20 protein-coding genes are annotated in these 17992 nt (G+C 76.0%); 5 read left to right on the top strand and 15 right to left on the bottom strand.

Translation table 11 applies throughout. The features are described 5' to 3' along the window. Positions 1-11: 11 nt before the first annotated feature. On the top strand, positions 12-701 hold the full coding sequence (locus tag H9X71_RS00235; protein WP_191147784.1) for a TetR/AcrR family transcriptional regulator: 690 nt from the start codon (positions 12-14) through the stop codon (positions 699-701). 40 nt (positions 702-741) lie between these two features. On the opposite strand, the gene H9X71_RS00230 is transcribed toward H9X71_RS00235, so the two are convergent. From H9X71_RS00230 to H9X71_RS00210, 5 genes are all read right to left on the bottom strand, one after another. After that, positions 742-1332 carry a dienelactone hydrolase family protein gene (locus H9X71_RS00230; protein ID WP_191147783.1) on the bottom strand — a complete coding sequence of 197 codons (591 nt, stop codon included), beginning with the start codon at positions 1330-1332 and terminating at the stop codon, positions 742-744. Positions 1333-1416: 84 nt separating this feature from the next. After that, positions 1417-2166: a HEAT repeat domain-containing protein gene (locus H9X71_RS00225; RefSeq protein ID WP_191147782.1), complete on the bottom strand. Its 750-nt coding sequence runs from the start codon at positions 2164-2166 to the stop codon at positions 1417-1419. After that, complete coding sequence (locus H9X71_RS00220) at positions 2163-2894, bottom strand: alpha/beta fold hydrolase (protein ID WP_191147781.1); 732 nt, start codon at positions 2892-2894, stop codon at positions 2163-2165. Before H9X71_RS00220 ends, H9X71_RS00225 begins: the two co-directional genes overlap by 4 nt. A 90-nt stretch (positions 2895-2984) precedes the next feature. Then, positions 2985-4094 (bottom strand): Gfo/Idh/MocA family protein, encoded by a 1110-nt coding sequence (locus H9X71_RS00215; RefSeq protein WP_191147780.1) that lies wholly within the window; start codon positions 4092-4094, stop codon positions 2985-2987. Beyond that, positions 4091-4897: a sugar phosphate isomerase/epimerase family protein gene (locus H9X71_RS00210; protein WP_191147779.1), complete on the bottom strand. Its 807-nt coding sequence runs from the start codon at positions 4895-4897 to the stop codon at positions 4091-4093. Before H9X71_RS00210 ends, H9X71_RS00215 begins: the two co-directional genes overlap by 4 nt. A gap of 249 nt (positions 4898-5146) precedes the next feature. Here H9X71_RS00210 and H9X71_RS00205 point away from each other — a divergent pair, with 249 nt between their 5' ends. Beyond that, a complete protein-coding gene (locus tag H9X71_RS00205; protein ID WP_191147778.1) occupies positions 5147-5539 on the top strand; it encodes a VOC family protein in 393 nt (130 codons plus the stop codon). A gap of 137 nt (positions 5540-5676) precedes the next feature. Continuing rightward, positions 5677-6723, top strand: coding sequence for an alpha/beta fold hydrolase (locus tag H9X71_RS00200; protein WP_191147777.1), 1047 nt, complete (start codon positions 5677-5679; stop codon positions 6721-6723). 19 nt (positions 6724-6742) lie between these two features. On the opposite strand, the gene glsA is transcribed toward H9X71_RS00200, so the two are convergent. Beyond that, positions 6743-7714 (bottom strand): glutaminase A, encoded by a 972-nt coding sequence (gene glsA / locus H9X71_RS00195; protein ID WP_191147776.1) that lies wholly within the window; start codon positions 7712-7714, stop codon positions 6743-6745. A 283-nt stretch (positions 7715-7997) separates the two neighbouring features. Beyond that, positions 7998-8213 carry a hypothetical protein gene (locus H9X71_RS00190; RefSeq protein ID WP_191147775.1) on the bottom strand — a complete coding sequence of 72 codons (216 nt, stop codon included), beginning with the start codon at positions 8211-8213 and terminating at the stop codon, positions 7998-8000. Positions 8214-8402: 189 nt separating this feature from the next. Between H9X71_RS00190 and H9X71_RS00185 the strand changes: the two genes are divergently transcribed. Then, positions 8403-8672: a hypothetical protein gene (locus H9X71_RS00185; RefSeq protein WP_191147774.1), complete on the top strand. Its 270-nt coding sequence runs from the start codon at positions 8403-8405 to the stop codon at positions 8670-8672. 16 nt (positions 8673-8688) lie between these two features. Here H9X71_RS00185 and H9X71_RS00180 read toward each other — a convergent pair whose 3' ends face one another. From H9X71_RS00180 to H9X71_RS00165, 4 genes are all read right to left on the bottom strand, one after another. Beyond that, on the bottom strand, positions 8689-8955 hold the full coding sequence (locus H9X71_RS00180) for a hypothetical protein (protein WP_191147773.1): 267 nt from the start codon (positions 8953-8955) through the stop codon (positions 8689-8691). A 134-nt stretch (positions 8956-9089) separates the two neighbouring features. Then, positions 9090-9398, bottom strand: a complete 309-nt coding sequence (locus H9X71_RS00175; RefSeq protein WP_191147772.1) for a DUF7882 family protein — start codon at positions 9396-9398, stop codon at positions 9090-9092. A gap of 500 nt (positions 9399-9898) precedes the next feature. Then, on the bottom strand, positions 9899-10234 hold the full coding sequence (locus H9X71_RS00170; RefSeq protein ID WP_191147771.1) for a hypothetical protein: 336 nt from the start codon (positions 10232-10234) through the stop codon (positions 9899-9901). Between the two features lie 109 nt (positions 10235-10343). After that, positions 10344-12149 carry a RecQ family ATP-dependent DNA helicase gene (locus H9X71_RS00165; RefSeq protein ID WP_191147770.1) on the bottom strand — a complete coding sequence of 602 codons (1806 nt, stop codon included), beginning with the start codon at positions 12147-12149 and terminating at the stop codon, positions 10344-10346. Positions 12150-12297: 148 nt separating this feature from the next. Between H9X71_RS00165 and ykgO the strand changes: the two genes are divergently transcribed. Next, positions 12298-12420 (top strand): type B 50S ribosomal protein L36, encoded by a 123-nt coding sequence (ykgO, locus tag H9X71_RS00160; RefSeq protein WP_043667673.1) that lies wholly within the window; start codon positions 12298-12300, stop codon positions 12418-12420. A 40-nt stretch (positions 12421-12460) separates the two neighbouring features. Here the strand turns inward: ykgO and H9X71_RS00155 are convergent, their stop codons facing one another. The 4 genes from H9X71_RS00155 to H9X71_RS00140 all read right to left on the bottom strand — a co-directional run bounded on the left by H9X71_RS00155 (position 12461) and on the right by H9X71_RS00140 (position 17885). Then, positions 12461-13600: a sensor histidine kinase gene (locus tag H9X71_RS00155; RefSeq protein WP_244961669.1), complete on the bottom strand. Its 1140-nt coding sequence runs from the start codon at positions 13598-13600 to the stop codon at positions 12461-12463. A 13-nt stretch (positions 13601-13613) separates the two neighbouring features. Beyond that, positions 13614-14297: a response regulator gene (locus H9X71_RS00150; RefSeq protein WP_244961668.1), complete on the bottom strand. Its 684-nt coding sequence runs from the start codon at positions 14295-14297 to the stop codon at positions 13614-13616. Further along, a complete protein-coding gene (locus H9X71_RS00145; RefSeq protein WP_191147768.1) occupies positions 14294-16585 on the bottom strand; it encodes a bifunctional lysylphosphatidylglycerol flippase/synthetase MprF in 2292 nt (763 codons plus the stop codon). The genes H9X71_RS00150 and H9X71_RS00145 overlap by 4 nt, the downstream gene beginning before the upstream one ends. Positions 16586-16724: 139 nt before the next feature. After that, positions 16725-17885, bottom strand: a complete 1161-nt coding sequence (locus tag H9X71_RS00140) for an SDR family oxidoreductase (RefSeq protein ID WP_191147767.1) — start codon at positions 17883-17885, stop codon at positions 16725-16727. Positions 17886-17992: the final 107 nt, after the last annotated feature.

Raw genomic sequence — 17992 nt, 5'->3', positions numbered from 1 at the left:
AGGATGGCCGGATGCCGAAGGACGACAAGCCCGGCCGCGTCGGGCGCCCCCGGGTCGTGCCCGACGCCGGGTCGACGCTGAGCCCGCGCGAGCAGATCCTCGACGCCGCCGCCGCGCTCTTCGCCGAGCACGGCCTGAGCGGCACGTCGACGCGCGCGATCGCCGAGCGGGTCGGGATCCGCCAGGCCTCCCTCTACTACCACTTCGCCGGCAAGGACGACCTGCTCGTGGAGCTCCTCACGCGCTCCGTGCGCCCCAGCCTCGACGTCGTGCGCGGCATCGAGGACCTCGTGCCCGAGCGCGCCTCCGCGGCCGCCGCCCTGCACGCGCTCGTGATGGTCGACTTCCGCACGCTCGCCGACACCCCGCACAACATCGGCACGCTCTACCTGCTGCCCGAGGTGCAGGGCGAGCGCTACGAGGACTTCCGCACCCAGCGGCGCGAGCTGCAGGAGGCGTACGGCCGCATCGGCACGGCCGCGGCGAGCGCCGACGTGCGCCGGACGGTCGGGCCGGAGGCGCTGGGGGCCGTGCTGATCCAGCTGGCCGAGCTCGTGATCCAGCTCCGCCGCCGCGGCGAGCCCGACGACGCCGACCGCGACGCCATCGCGGCCACGTGCCTGCGCGCGTGCGGGCTCGGGACGGCGGAGATCGCCGAGGCGCGCCGCGAGGCCGAGCGGCTGCTCGCCGTCACGGCCTGAGGCCGGCGAGCGCGCCGTCGTGCCGTGGTGCTGTGCCGCCTCAGCCGATCCGCGCCAGCAGCTCCCGTGACCGCTCCACCACGAGCGCGGTGGCGACGGGATCCGACGACGGCAGGGACGCGTCGGTGAACAGGTGCGCGTCCCCGTCGTAGACGAACACCTCGGCGAGCTCCGGACCCACGAGGTCCACCAGCTCGCGCGCGCCCTCGAGGTCGCCCTCGCCCGCGAAGAACGGATCCCCCGCCATGCCGTGCACCTGCACCGGCACGCCGTGGGGCCACGGCCCGAACGCCCACGGGGCCGAGAGCGACACGAACGACTCGTACAGGAGGGCGCCGCGGGCGCCCGGCCGGGTCTGCGCCAGGCGCTGCGCGATGGATCCGCCCCACGAGATCCCGGCGTACACCAGCTCCGCGGGCAGCCCGTCGAGGGCCCGCTCGGTGCGCTCGGCGACGACGTCGTCGGCGAGGCCGGCCATCAGGGCGAGGCCCGCCTCCACGGTCGCGGGCAGCGCGCCGTCGAACAGGTCGGGCGCGTGCACGACGTGGCCGCCGTCCCGCAGCGCGTCGGCGAGGGCGAGGACCCCGGGCGTCCGGCCCTGCACGTGGTGGAACAGCACGATCTCGGCCATGGGGCGCCTCCCGTCCGCCGCGCGGACGCGGGCTCGCGGCCCGCGCGGGTCACGGGCCGTCGCGGCCCACGATAGGGATGCGCGTCAGCGCCGGGAAGGGCCGCCGTCGCACGGATCCGCCGCGAGGTGCGCGCCGAAGGAGGTGCGGCGCGCCTCGGCGAGCGCGTCGTCGAAGCGCAGCTCGGGGTCGCGGAGCATCGCGAGGGTGGCGAGCGCGTGGATCCGCACCCGCGCGTCCGCCGCCTGCCGCGACCGCTCGACCACCTGCACCGACGCCTGGCCGACCGCGACGAACGCGCGCGTGAGGCTGTGCTGCATCTCGGCGGATCCGCGCCCCAGCTGCGAGGCGAGCTCGCGCAGGAGCAGCCGGGCGCCCGCGGGATCGCGGTCGGCGTCGATCAGGCCCGACGCCGTCCGCCACGCGGTGCGCGCGACGTGCTCGTCCGGATCCCGCAGCAGCGCGCGCCCGATGGCCGGAAGCGCGCGCCGGTCGCCGATCTTGGAGAGCGTGTGCAGCGCCTGGCTGCGCGCCTGCGGGATGGGCGACGTCAGCTCGGCGACGAGCGGCGGGATCGTGGCCTCCGGGTCGTGCCGGACGAGCGCCCACGTGAGCATCTCGCGCACGTTGAGGTCGGGCTCGACGCGGCAGCGGTGGATGAGGCCGTCGACGAGCGCGGGATCCGGCCGGGTGCCCGCGGTGAGCGCGGCCTGCAGCCGGGCCGACGGCTCGGGTGCGCGGAGCGCGGCGGCGAGGCGGGCGGCGATCTCGGCGTCGGCCGGGCGGTCGGGGCGCGCGGGCCGGTCCGCCGCGTCGTCGCGGGCGGCGTCGCTCACAGCACGTCCTCGATCGCGGCGAGCACCCGGTCCGGGTCCTCGAGCTGCATGTCGTGGTGGATCCCCGGCAGCCGCCGCACGTCCCACCCCGCGGCCTCGAGCTCGGCCGCGTACGCGTCGGGCAGCACGGCGGGCGACTCGTCGGAGAGCACGATCGTCGACGGCACGGCGGGCGCGCTCACCGCGATCGGGTGGAAGGCGACGTCGCGGAAGACCGGGACGGCCATGCCGCGGTCGAAGCGCGCCGCGGCGGCGTCGAGGGAGGCGCGGACCGCGGCCGGGTACGCGGCGCGCACGCGGGCGGCGGCCCGGGCCCGCGGGAGCTGCGCCGCGGCGAGCCCCACGAGCGGCGCCGCCCAGAACAGGCGGCCGCGGATCCCCGTGGTCGGCAGCGCGAGCCGGAACCCGGGGTCGAGGTAGACGGCGCGCACCGGCTCGAGACGGGCGACGGCGCGCACCAGCACGGATCCCCCGAGCGAGTGCCCGACGACCGCGTCGAGCCCGCGCGGCAGCGACTCCGCGAGGTCGTCGGCGCTCTCCTCGACGCCGTACGAGCCGGCCCGGTCGCTCTCGCCGTGCCCGCGCAGGTCGACCGTCGTGACGGTGAAGCGGCCCGTCGCCACCAGCCGGTCGACGACGGGCGCCCAGGTCGCGCCGTCCGCGCCGAGCCCGTGCACCAGGCCGACGTGGCGCGCGCCGGAGCCGGCGGTGACGCGGTGCAGCTGCATGGATCCAGTCTCCTCCCCGTGCGGACGGCGGACGCGCGCCGGCCCCGCATCCGAAGGGGGTGCGGGGCCGGGCGTCGTGCGGTCGCGGCGCTACAGCGTCGCGGCCGCCGGGTCCCAGTCCTCGGCCAGCGGCGTCGGCTTGGCGACCGTCGACGCGACCTTGACGACCTCGCGGCTCTCGGCCGCGTCGGAGATCGCGAGCAGCACGTCGAGCACGTGGGCCGCGACCTCGCCGGACGCGCGCACCGGGTCGCCGCCGCGGATGCTGCGCGCGAGGTCCAGCACGCCGGAACCCCGGCCGTACGTGGATCCCGCAGCCGTCAGCGTCTCGGGCTCCTGCTGCCCGAAGCGCCACAGCTGGCTGTCGCCCTCGAAGGTGTTCGGGTCGGGGAGCACGATGGTGCCCTCGCTCCCCGAGATCTCGACGAAGCCCATGCGCGGCAGCGCGTTCTGGAAGCTGAAGGTCGACTGCGCCGACTGCCCGCCCGCGAACGAGATGAGCGCGGCGTGGTGCGTGGGCACCTCCACCGGGAAGTCGGTGCCGGCCCGGGGTCCGCTGCCGATGGTGCGCGTGGTGCGCGAGGTCGACGAGACCGCGCTCACCGTCTCGGCCGCGCCGAACGCGTGCACGAGCGTGGTGACGTAGTACGGGCCCATGTCGAACAGGGGTCCGGCGCCGCGCGCGAACAGGAACTCGGGGTTCGGGTGCCAGGCGTCCGGGCCGGGCACGTGGAAGAGCGTCGTCGCCGTGAGCGGCTCGCCGATGTCGCCGCGGGCGATGGCGCGCATGGCCGACTGGATCCCCGCGCCGAGCACGGTGTCGGGCGCGCACGCGACCTGCACGCCGGCGGCGCGTGCCGCCTCGAGCAGGTCCTGGCCGGACGCGTGGTCGAGCGCCAACGGCTTCTCGCTCCACACGTGCTTGCCGGCGGCGACGATGCGGCGACCGACCTCCGCGTGCGTGGCGGGCAGCGTGAGGTTGACGACGATCTCGATCTCGTCCATGGCGAGGAGCTCCTCGACCGTGCCGTGGTGCGGCACGCCGTGCTCCTCGGCGCGCGAACGCGCGCGGTCGAGGTCGATGTCGGCGACGAACAGGACCTCGAGGTCCGGCATCGCCGTCATGTTCTCCAGGTAGGTGCCCGAGATGACGCCCGCGCCGATGACGCCGACGCCGACGCGGCCGGTGCCGCCGGTCACTTGTCGTTCTCCTGCAGCCAGGCGAAGGACGCCGCGATGCCGTCGAACACGTCGCCGGCGTAGTCGTCGAACTCGACGACGCGGAGCGCGTGGGGTGCCGCTGCGAGCACGGCGGCGACGTCGACGTCGCCCTGGCCGGCGGGCTCCTGCATCTTGAAGGCCTGTGCGAGCTCCGGCGGCACGACGAGCGCGGACTCGGCGCTCGGCAGCACCTTGGCGATGGCGTCGGAGATCTTGCCGTCCTTCACGTGCAGGAACTGCACGCGGTCGCCGAGCTGGCCGAGGAGGGCGGGCGTGTCCATGCCGCCGACGGTCGACCAGAAGGTGTCGAGCTCGAGGACGACGTCGGCGTCGAGGCGCTCGACGAAGAGCTCGTAGATCGGGCGCCCGTCGACCTTGTTCGCGAACTCCCACTGGTGGTTGTGGTAGCCGAAGGCGAGCCCGCGCGCGGCGGCCTGGACCTGCAGCTCGTTGACGCGGTCGGCGATGCGGTGCGCGTCGTCGGCGGTCTGCCAGCGCTCCGAGGGGATGAACGGGTCGATGACGGTCCGGATCCCGAGCTTCGCGGCGGCGTCGAAGGTGCGGGCGGCCTGGTCGTCGTCGCCGTCGATGACGGGCGCGTGGCCGGAGGGCGCGGTCACGCCGGACGCGGCGAAGGCGGCGGCGAACTCGTCGGCGCGCTCGACGAACGCGTACGGCTCGACCTGCGTGTAGCCGATCTCGGCGACGCGGGCGACGGCGCCCTGCAGGTCGGCGGAGACGGCGTCGCGGACCGTGTAGAGCTGGACGGAGGGGGCGGACATGGTCGCTCCTTTCAGGAGGGGACTGGTGGCCCGACGGCCGCCGCACGCTCCTGCCGTCGCGTGCGACGGCTGAGCCACGATGCCCGCTGGGTGTTCCGGCGCGGAGAGGCGCCGTGCCGTCAAACCTACCGGTGGTAGGGCGTCGGATCCCAGAGGGAGGGCCGACGGATCCTGGTCGCGGCGTCGACCCGGTGCCAGGCTGGCACCACCCGATCGACCCCCGCCCGACGACGGGAGAAGGAGCAGCCCATGAGGATCCGCCGCACGATGGTGGTGCTCGACGCACCCGACCTGGCCGCCGAGAGCTCCTTCTGGGGCGCCCTCCTCGGCGGGGAGGTGGAGGCGGACGACGACGACTGGCACACGATCCGCGTCGACGGCGAGGCGCGCGTCGCGATCCAGCTCGCGCCCGGCCTCGAGCCGCCCGTGTGGCCGAGCGAGGGCCCGCGCCAGCAGCAGCAGATCCACCTCGACCTCTACGTCGACGACCTCGACGAGGGCCGCGAGCGCGTGCTCGCCCTCGGCGGCCGCCTGCTCCAGCCCGCGGAGGACCGGACCGCGCCGGGCGCCTTCGACGTGTACGCGGATCCGGCGGGGCACCCGTTCTGCCTGTGCGCGTGGGGCGGGGACGCGGGGTCGTAGGACGGGAGCCAGCCGAGCCGGCTGTCCGGCGGACGATGCGCGGCCGCCGACCCGACGGATCCGCAGCGACGGTGCCCTAGCGTGGACGCCTCGCGGATCGCGCCCGACGACCCGCCCGTCCGCCGAGGAGGCACCGCATGCCGACGCCCTCCCGGCCCGGGACCCGCGCCGATCCGCGCCCCGCCACCACCGTCCGCGTCACCCGCATCGTGCACCGCGGCCTCACCGTCCGGATCAGCACCCTCGGCAGCCCCGGCGGGCGCGCCTTCGTGCTCGTGCCCGGCATCGGCGTCTCCTCCGACTACTTCGAGCGCCTCGCGCCGCGTCTCGACGCGCACGGCACGGTGCACGCGCTCGACCTGCCGGGGTTCGCGGGCGTGCGCCACCCCGGGCGGTCGCTCGAGATCCGCGAGTACGCCGACCTCGTGGGCGCCGCCATCGACGCGCTCGGCCTCGACGACCCCGTGCTCGTCGGCCACTCGATGGGCACGCAGGTCGTGGCGGACCTCGCGGCCCGGCGCCCGGGGATCACCACGCTCGTGCTCATCGGCCCGGTCGTCGACCCGGCCGCGCGCTCCGTCCCGACCGCCGCGCTGCGGTTCCTGCGGTCGTCGCTGCGGGAGCCGAGCCGGATCAAGGTGCTCGCGATCCGCGCCTACCTCGTCTGCGGCGTCCGCTGGTTCCTCCGGGTGCTGCCGCGGATGATGTCGTTCCCGATCGAGGCGCGCCTGCCCGACATCCGCGCGAGCACGCTCGTGATCCGCGGCGAGCACGACGCCGTCGCCCCGCGCGCCTGGGTCGAGGAGATGGGCCGGCTGCTGCCGCGCGCGCGGCTGTGGGAGATCCCCGGCGCCGCGCACTCGGTGATGCACGACCACGCCGACGAGGTCGCCCGCCTCTGCCTCGCCCACCTCGAGCGGCGTCCGGGCGACGGCTCCTCCACCGAGGACGCGTCGGCCGAGCTGCGCCGCTACCCGGAGGGCGAGGAGCAGCCGGACGAGGAGCACGACGCGTTCGCGCCCACGCTCCGCGACTCGATCCGCGGCCTCCGCGCGCAGGTCGCCGAGGGCGTCGCGATCCTCCGCGGCGACGACGACGCGATCGGCCGCGCCAAGACCGCGCACGCGGAGGCGATGGCGCACGCGGCGGAGCGGGCCCGCCGCCGCTCCCGCTCCCGCCGCTAGCGCGGGGTCGCGTCGCGCCTCACCCGCGCCCGCCCGCGAACCCGAACGCGTGCAGCCCCAGGCCGTCCGCGATCCCCTGCGCGAGGACCGCGCCGCGGACGCTCGTGCCCCGGTCGTCGAGCGGCGGGCTGAAGACGGCGGCGCCGAGGCGGCCGGGCGCGGAGAGGACGATCGCGCCGGAGACGCTCGACTTCGCGGGCACGCCGACCCGCCGCATCCACCGGCCGGAGCCGTCGTAGACGCCGCACGTGGCCATCACCGAGACGACGTCGCGGGCGATCCGCTCGGACACGACGCGGGACCCCGTGAGCGGGTCGCGCCCGCCGCACGCGAGCGTCGCGCCCATGGCCGCGAGGACCTCCGCGCTCACGAGCACGGCGCACGCCCGGGCGTACGCGGCCACCGCGTCGTCCGCGGAGACGTGCAGCGTCCCCTCCGAGCGCATGAGGTGGGCGAGCGCGTGGTTGCGGTCGCCGAGGAGCCGCTCCGACTCGGCGACGTCCTCGTCGACCTCGAGCTCGCGGCCGGCGAAGGCGCTGAGCCCGGCGAGGATCCGCTCCATGCGCTCCTCGAGGGTGGATCCGCGCACGAGGCTCGCCGTGAGGATCGCGCCCGCGTTCACCATCGGGTTCGGCGGCCGGCCGGTGCCGCTCTCGAGCTTGATCGCGTCGAAGGACTCGCCCGTCGGCTCGATGCCGACGGCGTCGAGCGCGTCGCCGTCGGTGTCGGCGAGCGCCAGCGCGAAGAGGAACGGCTTCACCGCGGACTGGATGGAGAAGGGGGCCGTGCTGTCCCCCGCGGCGTGCGTGCGGCCGTCGGGCGTGACGAGCGCGATGCCCGCGAGCCGTGGATCCGCGTCCGCGAGCTGCGGGATGCTGTCGTCGACCCGGCCGCCGTCCTCGTCCGCGACGCCGGCGAGCAGCGCGTCGAGGTCGAGCCCGTGGGCCGGGTCGTGCGCGGGGTCGTGCGGGGCGGATCCGGGAGGCGTCATCCTCCGAGCCTGCCAGCGGCCGGGGCGGCTGGGGCGGCCGGCCGCCTCGTGCGCCTGCCGCGCTCCACGGCGGACGAGAGTGGCCCGGCCTCCGTGCACGGAGGACCGGGCGGTCGAGACGTCTCCCCGAGACGCCGACCCGAAGCGAGGACGGCCCACCCGAAGGGCTCATCCCGCTGTTGACAACGTAGGCCACGCCGAGATGCATGCATGCGCATCGACGTTTCCCGGCTAGGGCGTGCGGCTAGGCCGTGCGGCTGGGCAGTGCGGCCGGGCCGCGTGCTCAGCCGACGGTGTCGCGGGGATCCGTGCCGGCGTCGCGCGCCCGCCGCACGTCCCGGGAGACGAGCCGCTGGAAGAGCGCGACGAGCACGGCGATTGCGATCGGGATCCACCCCCGCGGGTTCCCCACCACGAGGCCGGCGAGACCCGCGAGGCCGACGGCCGCCGCGGTCCCGTAGGCGATCCAGCGGCTGCCGTGCAGGAAGGAGAGGTGCATGGACCCACCCTGGTCGAGGTCGCGGCGGAGCGCGAGGCGACGTGTCCCTGAGCGTCCCGGAGCTCGCCGGGCGACGGGGAGGCGTCAGGAGTATCGTCCCGAGCAGCGAGCTCGTTCTGCCCAGACCCCGTGGACGGTCCGCTGCTGCGCCGGGACGTCCCCGGCGCTCATGACGATCCCGGGGGTCCCATGCTGCACACGAGTCTCCGCGTCGACGGGCGCACGTTCCGCCTCGACGCCGACCAGGACGTCGCCGTCCTCAAGTCCGTGATCCTCGAGGCGGCCGGCGGCGCACCGTGCTTCCTGGACTTCACGGCCATCGGACGCGGCGACGTGTCGGTGCTGATCGGTCCGGGCACGACGGTCGAGTTCGCGGTCTCCGAGGCCGCCGAGGACGACGACGCGGAGCAGCTCCCCGGCTCGGCGGGCATCGACGTGGGCCTGGTCAGCTTCCTCTGACGGCGCGGCCTGCGCGTCAGAGGGCCGGCAGGTCCGCTGCGGGGTCGCCGGCGGGGACCTCGTGCGCGGTTCCCGCGGGGATGGCGGCGACGAGGATCCGCACGGCGTCGGCCGCGGGGACCGTCCAGGTGGTCGTGACCGAGATGCGCGCGACGTCCTCCGTGGACGTGCCCGCGGTCGTGAAGTCGACCTGCACGTCCCGGGTCTCCTCGCTGATGGCGGTGGTGGCGCGGACGCCCTCGAGGATGAGGTCGTCGTCGTAGGGGAGGTTGGTGATGGCCATGATCGGCTTCCTGTCGAGGCGTGGTGGAGCAGAGGCCACCGCGGCGACGGATGCGTCGCGGGAGTCGGGGCGGCTCGTCGTGCCCGCGGGGGCGGGCGACGGCCGGAGCGGAGCGCGATGGACGCGCGCGGGCGTCAGTGCACGCCGGGCTCCGGCTCCGCGATCAGGTGCAGTCCGGCGGACGTGTTGGCCACCTGCATCAGCGCCTCCACCCACGCGACGTTGATCGCGGGCGGGCGACCGCCGCTGAACGCGAACAGGATCGGGATCTCCGGGGAGATCCACGCGGTGCGGCGCCCGTCGCCCTCGGACGCGGGGTTCTTCCACGAGAACGCGAAGCCCTCCCGGCGACGGAGCTTGTTGATCATCACGATCTGCAGGTGAGCGAGGGCGCGGTCGTCGATCTCGGTGCGGATCGAGGTGTTGTACGTGAACTGGCCCATCGCTGGCTCCTTCGTGATGTCACTCACGGGGGGGGTCCCGTGAGACGGCCCGTGGAGCATGACCCGGGTCCGGGGCCTCGCACCCCGTGGTCCGCGTGCTCGATGTGGACGTGATCACGCGACCGGTGTCCATCAGGGCGTGATCACGACCTTACGGACGAATGAGCGTCTCGGCTCGCCTCGATCCGCGGGATCGGCGGATGCCGGTGCGGTGGATGCCGTCGGCCCAGCCGCGCTCCCGCGGAGCGGTGTGCCCGGGACGGCGCTGGGGGAAGGCGCCGTCCCGGGCGGGATCCCGCACCGCGTTCGGGTCCGGTGCATGGTGACGCGGTCCGGTGGCCTCTACGGGGGCTTCGGTCACGAGCCGGCGTCGTGGGATCGGACGGTCCGGGTAGGCCGTCCTGCGGGCAAGAGTAGGGAGCGTCGCGGCGGAGCGCGAGAAGCCCCCGGGGCCTTGACAATCCGCGCCCGCATCAGGACGCCGCCGTCCCGTCGTGCGGTCAGATGTCGGCGTACGCGTGCAGGTCGCCGTGGTCGTCGTCGTCGGCGCCCACCGGCTCCGGGTGCTGCATGCGCTGCAGATCCGCCCGGATGGCGTCGACCGTCGCGTCGTTGTCGGGCTCGGGGATGGTGCTCGTCGTGCTCTCGGCCATGAACGGGGCGCCGGCGCCGAGCAGGAACGTCGCGTCCACCTCGTCCCCGTCCGAGCTGATCGCGTGCACGGTGATGGCCTCCCCGCGTCCGCGGGAGGAGAGGGCGGCGGCGTACTCGAGCAGGGCGTCGGCCGTGGCGTCGCCCACGAGGAGGGACTTCTCGGCGTAGGTGATGTGCTTCATGCCGCCACGGTAGGAGCGTGCCGCCCCGGCGCCGAGGGCCTTGACATCGCCCGCGCCCGGCGCGGGCGACGACGCGCACGCGCGGGTCCGCGCGCGACGCGCACGCGCCTCAGCTCGGCCGCAGCAGCTCCCCCTCCTCCACCAGCTTCCGCGACAGCACGCGGTACCCCTCCTTCTCGAAGAAGACGGTGATCCGGTCGTCCTCCGTGCTCATCACGGTGCCGGGCCCCCACTCCGCGTGGGTGACCTGCGACTGCGCGGGGAACGCCTCGTCGGAGGCGCCCGCGTCGGCGGCGTCGGGAGCCGCGTCCGCCGTCCCCATCGCCTCCTCGTGCGCGTCGTCCTCGTCGAGCCGGTCGCACACGTCGCAGTTGCCGCAGCGCTCCGGGGAGTCCTCGCCGAAGTAGCCGAGCAGGTACTGGCGGCGGCAGTGCGGCGCCTCGGCGTAGCCGCGCATCATCTCCAGGCGCGAGACCTCGATGCGCTCGCGCTCCGCGGCCACCTCCTTGGCGCGGGCGGCGGCCTCGCGCGGATCCAGCTCCTCCGTCACGAACGCGCCGTCGCGATCGGATCCGAGCACGCCCGCGTCCACGAGCAGGTTGAGCACCCCGCCGACGGTCCGCGCCGACATGCCGGCCCGCTCGGCGACGGCGGCGGGCCGCACGGGTCCGTCGACGCCGGCCACCGCGACGGCCGCGTACACGTCGCGCAGGCTCGCGGGCCTCGGCGTGCGCGCCGCGAAGAAGCGGCGGAGGCCGAGGTCCTCCTGCCGGTAGTGCAGGATCCCCACGGCCGGCTCCCCGTCGCGGCCCGCGCGACCCACCTCCTGGTAGTACGCGTCGACCGACTCGGGCGGCGCCGCGTGGATGACGTACCGCACGGTCGGCTTGTCGATCCCCATGCCGAACGCGCTCGTCGCGACCACCACGTCCACGGCGTCCTCGTGGAACCCCTGCTGCACGCGCTCGCGCTCGGCGGCCGGGAGCCCCGCGTGGTACGCGTCGACCCGCAGGCCCGCGGCCCGGATCTCCTCGGCGTACACCTCGGCGTCCTTGCGCGTCGCGACGTAGACGAGGCCCGGCTGCGTCTGCTCCGCGACGTGGGCGACGATCGCGCGCCGCTTCTCCGCGTCCTCGGTGTGCCGGCGCACCTCGAGCCGGATGTTCGGCCGGTCGAAGCCGCTGGACAGCACGAACGGGTCGCGCAGCCCGAGCCGCTGCTCGATCTCGGTGCGGATGGGCGTGGATCCCGTCGCCGTCATCGCGACGGTCGGCGGGTGCCCGAGCGCGTCGACCACGCCGCCGAGCCCCAGGTAGTCGGGCCGGAAGTCGTGGCCCCACGACGCGACGCAGTGCGCCTCGTCGATCACCACGAGCGACACCCCGCGCGCCACGAGCCGCTCGACGACCTCGTCGCGGGCCAGCTGCTCGGGCGTGAGGAAGACGATCCGGGCGCCGGGCTCCTCGATCGTCGCCCACGCCTCCTCGAGGGCCTTCCCGCGGATCGTGCTGTTGATCACGCGCGCGGGCGGCGCCGCGGCCGCGTCCTCGAGGTTCTGCACCTGGTCGGCCTGCAGCGCGATGAGGGGCGAGACGACGACGGTCAGGCCCTCCATCAGCACGGTCGCGACCTGGTAGATGGCGGACTTGCCGTAGCCCGTGGGCATCACGACGAGCGCGTCGCGGCCGCGGACGAGCGAACCGATCGTGCGCACCTGGCCGTCGTGCAGCTCGTCCCAGCCGAAGGCCTCGCGGGCGACGCGCAGCGCGTCCTCGGGCTCGGGTCCCGGCGCGGGCTCGGGGACGACGGCCGGATCCTCGGCGGCTGGGCCCGGAGCGGGCGCGCGGTCCTCGGCGGGGCGGCGGGTGGCGGTGCGGGTCGAGCGGGTCGTGCCCTCGGTGCGGTTCTGCTTCACCTCCCCACTGAACGCCGCGCGCCGGGCGCTGCCCAGGTCGGCCGCCCCGCCTCTCGGCGGACCGTCACCCTCGCCGGCGTCCGGGCGCGCCGCCGCGGCTCCCGAGAGGCGCTACGCTATCGAGAACTGTTCTCAAGAAAGGATCGCCATGAAGGTGCGCAACTCGATCAAGGCCCTCAAGAAGCTGCCCGGTGCGCAGGTCGTGCGCCGCCGCGGCCGCGTCTTCGTCATCAACAAGCTGACCCCGCGGAACAAGGCGCGCCAGGGCTGACGCGTCGCGGACCCCGCATCCGCACGGCGGCCCGCCGCCCTCAGAGCGGGAAGCGCATCCGCAGCAGGTGGGATCCGTCGCCGCGCTGCTCCGCCGTGAGCGTCCCGCCGAGCAGCTGGGCGCGCTCGCGCAGGCCGGTGAGCCCGTGGCGGCCGCTCGGCAGCTCGAGCAGCGGCATCGTGGGCGCGCCCGCGTCGACCTCGAGCACCACGTGCCCGGCCTCGAGCCGCCCGTCGATGCGCACGTCCGCCCCCGTCGCGTGCTTGCGCGCGTTCGTGAGGCCCTCCTGCACCGTGCGGTAGACGGCCCGCTGCGCGGCGGCGGGGAGGTCGTCGGGGAGGCGGAGGTCGCACGCGACGCGGATCCCGCTGGCCGGCACGAGCGCCGGCACGTCCCGGAGCGTCGGCTGCGGCGCCAGCTCGCGCCGGTCGCCGCCCGCCGCGCGCAGCAGCTCGACCATGCCCCGCAGCTCCTCGAGCGTGACCGTGCTGAGGCCGCGGATCGTGCGCGCGGCCTCCCGCGAGCGCTCGTCGGCCGCACCCACCTGCATCGCCCCGGCCTGCACCGCGATGAGGCTGACCTGGTGCGAGACCACGTCGTGCATCTCGCGCGCGAGCACCGCACGCTCCCGCGCCAGCGCCACCTGGGCCGCCTGCCGCTGCCCGAGGCTCTGCGCCTCCCGCAGCTCGAGGAGCTGCGCCGCCGCCGTCCGCCGCTCGCGGAGGAACGCGCCGAGCAGCGCCGGCCCGACCGTGTAGAGGGTCGCCTCCACGAGCGGCTCGACGAACGACGGCAGGTCCCCCGGCGGCCAGACGGGCGCCAGGTACGCGACGGCGGCCGCGGCGCTGCCCCCCGCGACGCGCCAGCGCGCCGCGCGCGACAGGCCCAGGTCGAACAGGGCGACCATCAGGGGCACGTACGCGATGCCGACGTAGAACGCGGGGATCGCGGCGGCGAGCGCCAGCCAGGGCCAGCGCCTCCGGAGCAGCAGGCCGAGGCACCCGACGACGCCCGCGGTCGCGTCCCACGACGTGTCGGCCGCGGCGATGAACGGGTACGACGCGGTGACGGCGATGCCCGCGAGGAGCAGGTCGACGAGGGCCGCGCGGATCCGCGCGGCGGCGACCCCGCGGCCGGTGCGCTCGGCGGGACCCGTGGGACCGCCCGCGCGCCGGATCACGCGCACCGCCCGCTCACCGCCGCGGCACGAGCCCGGCGCGGTCCGCGACGACGGCCGCCTCCACGCGCGAGCCGACGCCGAGCGCCTGGACGATGGAGCTCACCGTCTCCTTCACCGTGCCGAGCGTGAGCCCGCACTCCGCGCCGATCTCGGCGTTCGACAGCCCGCGCGCGAGGGCCCGCAGCACGGTGACCTCGCGGTCGGTGAGGGCGGCCACGAGGTCGCGCTGGGCGTCGTCCTCCACGGAGCGGAAGAGGCGTCCCGGCCGCAGGCCCGGCGCGAGCACGATGCCGCCCGACGCGAGCGTGAGCACGTGCCGGGCGAGCTGCTCGGGATCCGTGTCCTTGAGCAGGAAGCCGGACGCGCCGCGGTGCAGCGCCTCGAGCACCTGGTCGTCGGTGTCGAACGTCGTCAGCATCGCCACCGCGGGCGGCTGCGGCTCGGCCATCAGCGCGGCGAGGATCGTGAGGCCGTCGGGCGCGGGCATCCGGATGTCGAGGAGCACCACGTCGGGCGCGAGCTCCCGCACGGTCGCGACGGCCGTGTCGCTGGAGACGGCCGCCTTCACGGCGATCCGCGGCGACGCCTCGAGCACCATCGCGATCCCCGAGCGCACGAGCGACTCGTCGTCGATCACGACGACGCTCACCACGGCGTCGGCCGCGAGCGGGCGGCGCGGGTCGGATGCGGTGCTCACGCCGGACGCCCCTCGCCGCGGGATCCGACGCCGGCGCCCGTCTGCGCCCTGCTGTCGTCCGCCGGGCTGAGGCTAGCGCGCCGGGCCGCGCGTCCGGCGGCGCGACGGGCCGCGCGCGCCTCCCGGCGGGCCCCCGCGCGCTGGGCGCCGGCCGCCCGGAGCGCGCCCACGAGCTGCCGCAGGCGGAGCGTGGGCACGTACGCCGTCGTCAGCGCGCGGCCGATGGGCGCGAGGTCGGCCGGGCTCGGGCAGGCGAGCCACAGCGTCTCGTACCGCGGGTCGAACTTGGCCTTGAAGCGCAGCAGCGAGGTGAAGCCGTACGAGGGCTCGAGCACGCGGCCGGTCGCGGCCAGCAGGCGCGCGATGACGCGGTCGACGGGTCCGTGCGCGGCGGTCGAGCCGATGCCGGCGAGCGGCGTGCCCGACAGGCTGAGCGACTCGAGCCCCTCCTCCTGGAAGGCGCGGGCGGCGGTCGCGATGAGGAACTCCATCACGCCGGGCATGGGGTCGGCGCCGCGGCGCATCACGTCGAGGGTGCGTCCCACGAGGCGGCCGTCGCGGTAGGCGGGCAGCCAGCTGGTGACGCCGTGCACGCCGCCGGCGGCGTCGACGGCGAGCAGCATCCGGACCTCGGGGTCGTCGAGCTCGCGCAGGCCGCCGAGCGTGAAGCCCATCTCGGGCAGCGCCTTGGCGTCGGCCCAGTCGCCGCTCAGCGCGTCGACCGCGCGGCGGAGCGGCTCGGGCAGGCCGCGGTACGTGGACCACACCGCGTCGACGCCGTCGCGCGACGCCCGGTTGGCGGCGGTGCGGAGGTCCTGTCGGCGCTTGCCGGAGGTCGAGAACCCGGCGAGGTCGATGACCGCCTCCTCCGCGACGGGCGTGACGCTCCAGCCGAGCTCCGCGAAGACCGGCAGGTCGCGCGAGTGGATGCTGTAGAAGGCGGGCACCAGGCCGCGCGCGGAGCAGTGCCGGGCGAAGCCGCGGATCGTCGCGGACGCGTCGGCCGCGGACGCGATCGGGTCGGAGACCGTGAGGGCCACGCCGTGCGCGGACCGGTACGCGACGGCGCCGCACGCGGAGGCGTCGCCCTCGTCCGACGCGAACCAGTGGCTGCTGCCCGACCAGGTGCCCATGAAGCCGAGCGATCCGGCGTCCGAGCGCATCAGCTGCGCCAGCACCCGCTCGCGGCCGGCCGAGCGCTCCTCGGCGACGGCCCGCTTCGTGAAGGAGCGGCGGCGGGCGAGGATCACGACGAGCGCGACCGCGGGGACGAGCCAGGTGCTGAGCATCAGCACGGGCCACTCGACCTCGGTCCAGGTCGTGGCGCTCCAGGTGAACCAGTCCTCGGTGAGCGGGATGACCGTGTAGTACCAGGCGAGCAGGCCGGTGATGAGGAGGAGGGCGGCGACGCCGATCACGAACCCGAGCCGGCGGCCGCGGAGCAGCAGCGCGACCGCGACGATGAGCGCGCCGAGCACGCCGACCGTGGCGCCGGGATCCAGCAGCGTGCCCATCATGCTGAGCACGCCGACCGCGTCGCCCGAGACGGCGGCGATCCACCAGCTGAGCGTGACCGTGCCGAGCACGGTGGCGGCGACGACGCGGGCGCTGGAGGCCTGGGCGTCCTGCCAGGCGGGGCGCGCGGAGAGCGGCACGAGGAGCCGCCCCAGCCCGAGCCCGATGACGAGGGCGACGCCGCGGGTGAGGTCGACGCCGTGGCCGCCGGCGAGCAGGCCCGCGAGCACCGCGGCGAGCACGGCCGCGCGGAGGCCGTCGCGGTGGGCGGGCGCGAGGCCGCGGCTGGCGGCGGCGGCGACCGCGACGATCACGACCGAGGGCGCCCAGAGCCGGTCGGCCGCGTCCATCTGCGAGTAGAAGTCGCCGAGCGCGAGGCCGACGCCGAGCAGCAGGGCGGCGACCGCGACGGGGGCGAGCGAGCCGAGGCAGGCGACGACGAGGGTGCGGAGGACGCCGATGCGGCTCTCCGACCACGCGAGCACCGTGACCGCCACGGCCACCGCGATGGCCGTCGCCGCCGGGTGCGCGAGCTCGCCCATCCCTGCGAGGACCGCCATCCACCCGCTGCCGGCCGGCACCGCGGCGACGGCCAGCGGGTGCCGGGCGAGCGCGCGGCCGATGGAGCGGGCGACGCTCGGCGGAGCGGCGGGAGCTCGCGCGGCGGTCGCGGCCGCGCCGGACGCGGCCGACGCCGCGGGTGCCGTCGGGGGGCGGTCGGCGGAGGCGTCGCGGAGCGGGCGGGCGGCGGGGGCGAGCGTCGGGTGGGGCACGGATCCAGTCTGCGGAGGCGCCCGCGGCGGGGCATCGGCCTGGGGATCCGATCCGTCCGCCCATCGGCTGAGCCCCGCCGCCGATCGGCTGGCGCCCGGTCCGCCGGGCGTCCGTGCGGCGGTCGGCGACGGATCCCGGTCAGCCCCTCCGGTCCGTGATGCGTGCGATGCCGCCCGGCGCGGGTCGCGCGGGCAGGAAGCGCGCCGCCGCGACGGCCGCCGCGACGATCGCGGCACCCCCGGCGAGCGCACGCCGGTGCTGCTGCACCGTGAGGTAGTAGGAGCGGCGGCGCACCCAGCCCTCGGGGGTGCCGCGCTCGGCGTGGTGCGGCGACGCGTGGTGCAGCGCGGTCGCGTCCCGCGGGAGGGCCGGGCGTCGGGACCGCTGCGACCAGAGCATGTACCGCTCCATCACGAGGTCGGTGATCCGCGGTGCGAGCGCCCCCGCGGCCGCGCCGATCCGCGCCTGCGCCCCGATGAAGAGGTCGCGCGTCGGGTGCTCGGCCGCCCACAGCGCCGCCTCGGCGACGGCCTCGGGCGGGTAGACCATCCCCCGGTGCGCGGGCTGCCGCTCGGCCTCGCTGGACGCATGCTCGTCGTAGGGGGTGTCGATGCGGCCCGGGTGCAGGAGCGTGACGGAGATGGGGAGCCCCTGCGCCTCGAGGTCCATGCGGAGCCCCTCGGTCCAGCCGTGCACGGCGTGCTTCGCGCTCGAGTAGGTGGACTGCAGCGGCGTCGCCCGGTCGCCGAACACGCTGCCGACGGTCACGATCGCCCCGCCGTAGCCCTTGCGCGAGCGCATGTGCGCGACGGCCGCGAGCGATCCGTGCACGACGCCCCAGAAGTCGGTGTCCATGAGCCGGCGCATGTCCTCGAGGGGCACGCGGTCGGCGAGGCCGAGGATCGAGATGCCGGCGTCGTTGATCCACGTGTCGAAGCGGTGGTGCTCGGCGAGCGCCGTGGCGGCGACCCGCTCCACGTCCGCCGCCACGCCCACGTCGGCGACGACCGCGGTCGCCTTCCCGCCGTCCGCGACGATCCCTTCCACGACCTCGGCGAGCGCCGCTCCGTCACGGGCCACGAGCACGACGGCCGCCCCGCGGGCCGCGGCCATGCGCGCGGTGACGCGCCCGATCCCGCTCGACGCGCCCGTGATCACCACCACCTGGTCCTCGAGCGGGAGCAGACGGGGCCGCTTCCCCCGTCGCCACAGGGGGGCGAGCGGGGCGCCGGCCGGTGACGACGCGCGGTCGCCGTCGGCGGAGGGGGCGGCGGATGCGGTCGGGTCGCTCTCGGTCATGGCGCCATCCAACGCGCGTCCCGTGCATCCGCCCCGGGGGTTGATCCCGCCCCCGGTCTGTGGCAGCGGGCCGCCCGGCCGTGTCAACCCCCGGGGCGGCACCGCGC

The sequence above is a fragment of the Clavibacter zhangzhiyongii genome (assembly GCF_014775655.1).
GTDB classification, from domain to species: Bacteria; Actinomycetota; Actinomycetes; order Actinomycetales; family Microbacteriaceae; genus Clavibacter; species Clavibacter zhangzhiyongii.
The sequence above is the reverse complement of the archived record's forward strand: the minus strand, read 5'-3'. Positions and strand labels throughout refer to the sequence as shown.

Excerpts from the sequence above, each read along its gene's own strand:
- H9X71_RS00190 (WP_191147775.1), bottom strand. The coding sequence starts at position 8,213 with ATGCACCTCTCCTTCCTGCACGGCAGCCGCTGGATCGCCTACGGGACC.
- H9X71_RS00180 (WP_191147773.1), bottom strand. The coding sequence starts at position 8,955 with ATGGCCATCACCAACCTCCCCTACGACGACGACCTCATCCTCGAGGGC.
- H9X71_RS00140 (WP_191147767.1), bottom strand. The coding sequence starts at position 17,885 with ATGACCGAGAGCGACCCGACCGCATCCGCCGCCCCCTCCGCCGACGGC.
- H9X71_RS00220 (WP_191147781.1), bottom strand. The coding sequence starts at position 2,894 with ATGCAGCTGCACCGCGTCACCGCCGGCTCCGGCGCGCGCCACGTCGGC.
- H9X71_RS00200 (WP_191147777.1), top strand. The coding sequence starts at position 5,677 with ATGCCGACGCCCTCCCGGCCCGGGACCCGCGCCGATCCGCGCCCCGCC.
- H9X71_RS00230 (WP_191147783.1), bottom strand. The coding sequence starts at position 1,332 with ATGGCCGAGATCGTGCTGTTCCACCACGTGCAGGGCCGGACGCCCGGG.
- glsA (WP_191147776.1), bottom strand. The coding sequence starts at position 7,714 with ATGACGCCTCCCGGATCCGCCCCGCACGACCCCGCGCACGACCCGGCC.
- H9X71_RS00205 (WP_191147778.1), top strand. The coding sequence starts at position 5,147 with ATGAGGATCCGCCGCACGATGGTGGTGCTCGACGCACCCGACCTGGCC.
- H9X71_RS00175 (WP_191147772.1), bottom strand. The coding sequence starts at position 9,398 with ATGGGCCAGTTCACGTACAACACCTCGATCCGCACCGAGATCGACGAC.
- H9X71_RS00210 (WP_191147779.1), bottom strand. The coding sequence starts at position 4,897 with ATGTCCGCCCCCTCCGTCCAGCTCTACACGGTCCGCGACGCCGTCTCC.
- H9X71_RS00235 (WP_191147784.1), top strand. The coding sequence starts at position 12 with ATGCCGAAGGACGACAAGCCCGGCCGCGTCGGGCGCCCCCGGGTCGTG.
- H9X71_RS00185 (WP_191147774.1), top strand. The coding sequence starts at position 8,403 with ATGCTGCACACGAGTCTCCGCGTCGACGGGCGCACGTTCCGCCTCGAC.
- H9X71_RS00170 (WP_191147771.1), bottom strand. The coding sequence starts at position 10,234 with ATGAAGCACATCACCTACGCCGAGAAGTCCCTCCTCGTGGGCGACGCC.
- ykgO (WP_043667673.1), top strand. The coding sequence starts at position 12,298 with ATGAAGGTGCGCAACTCGATCAAGGCCCTCAAGAAGCTGCCCGGTGCG.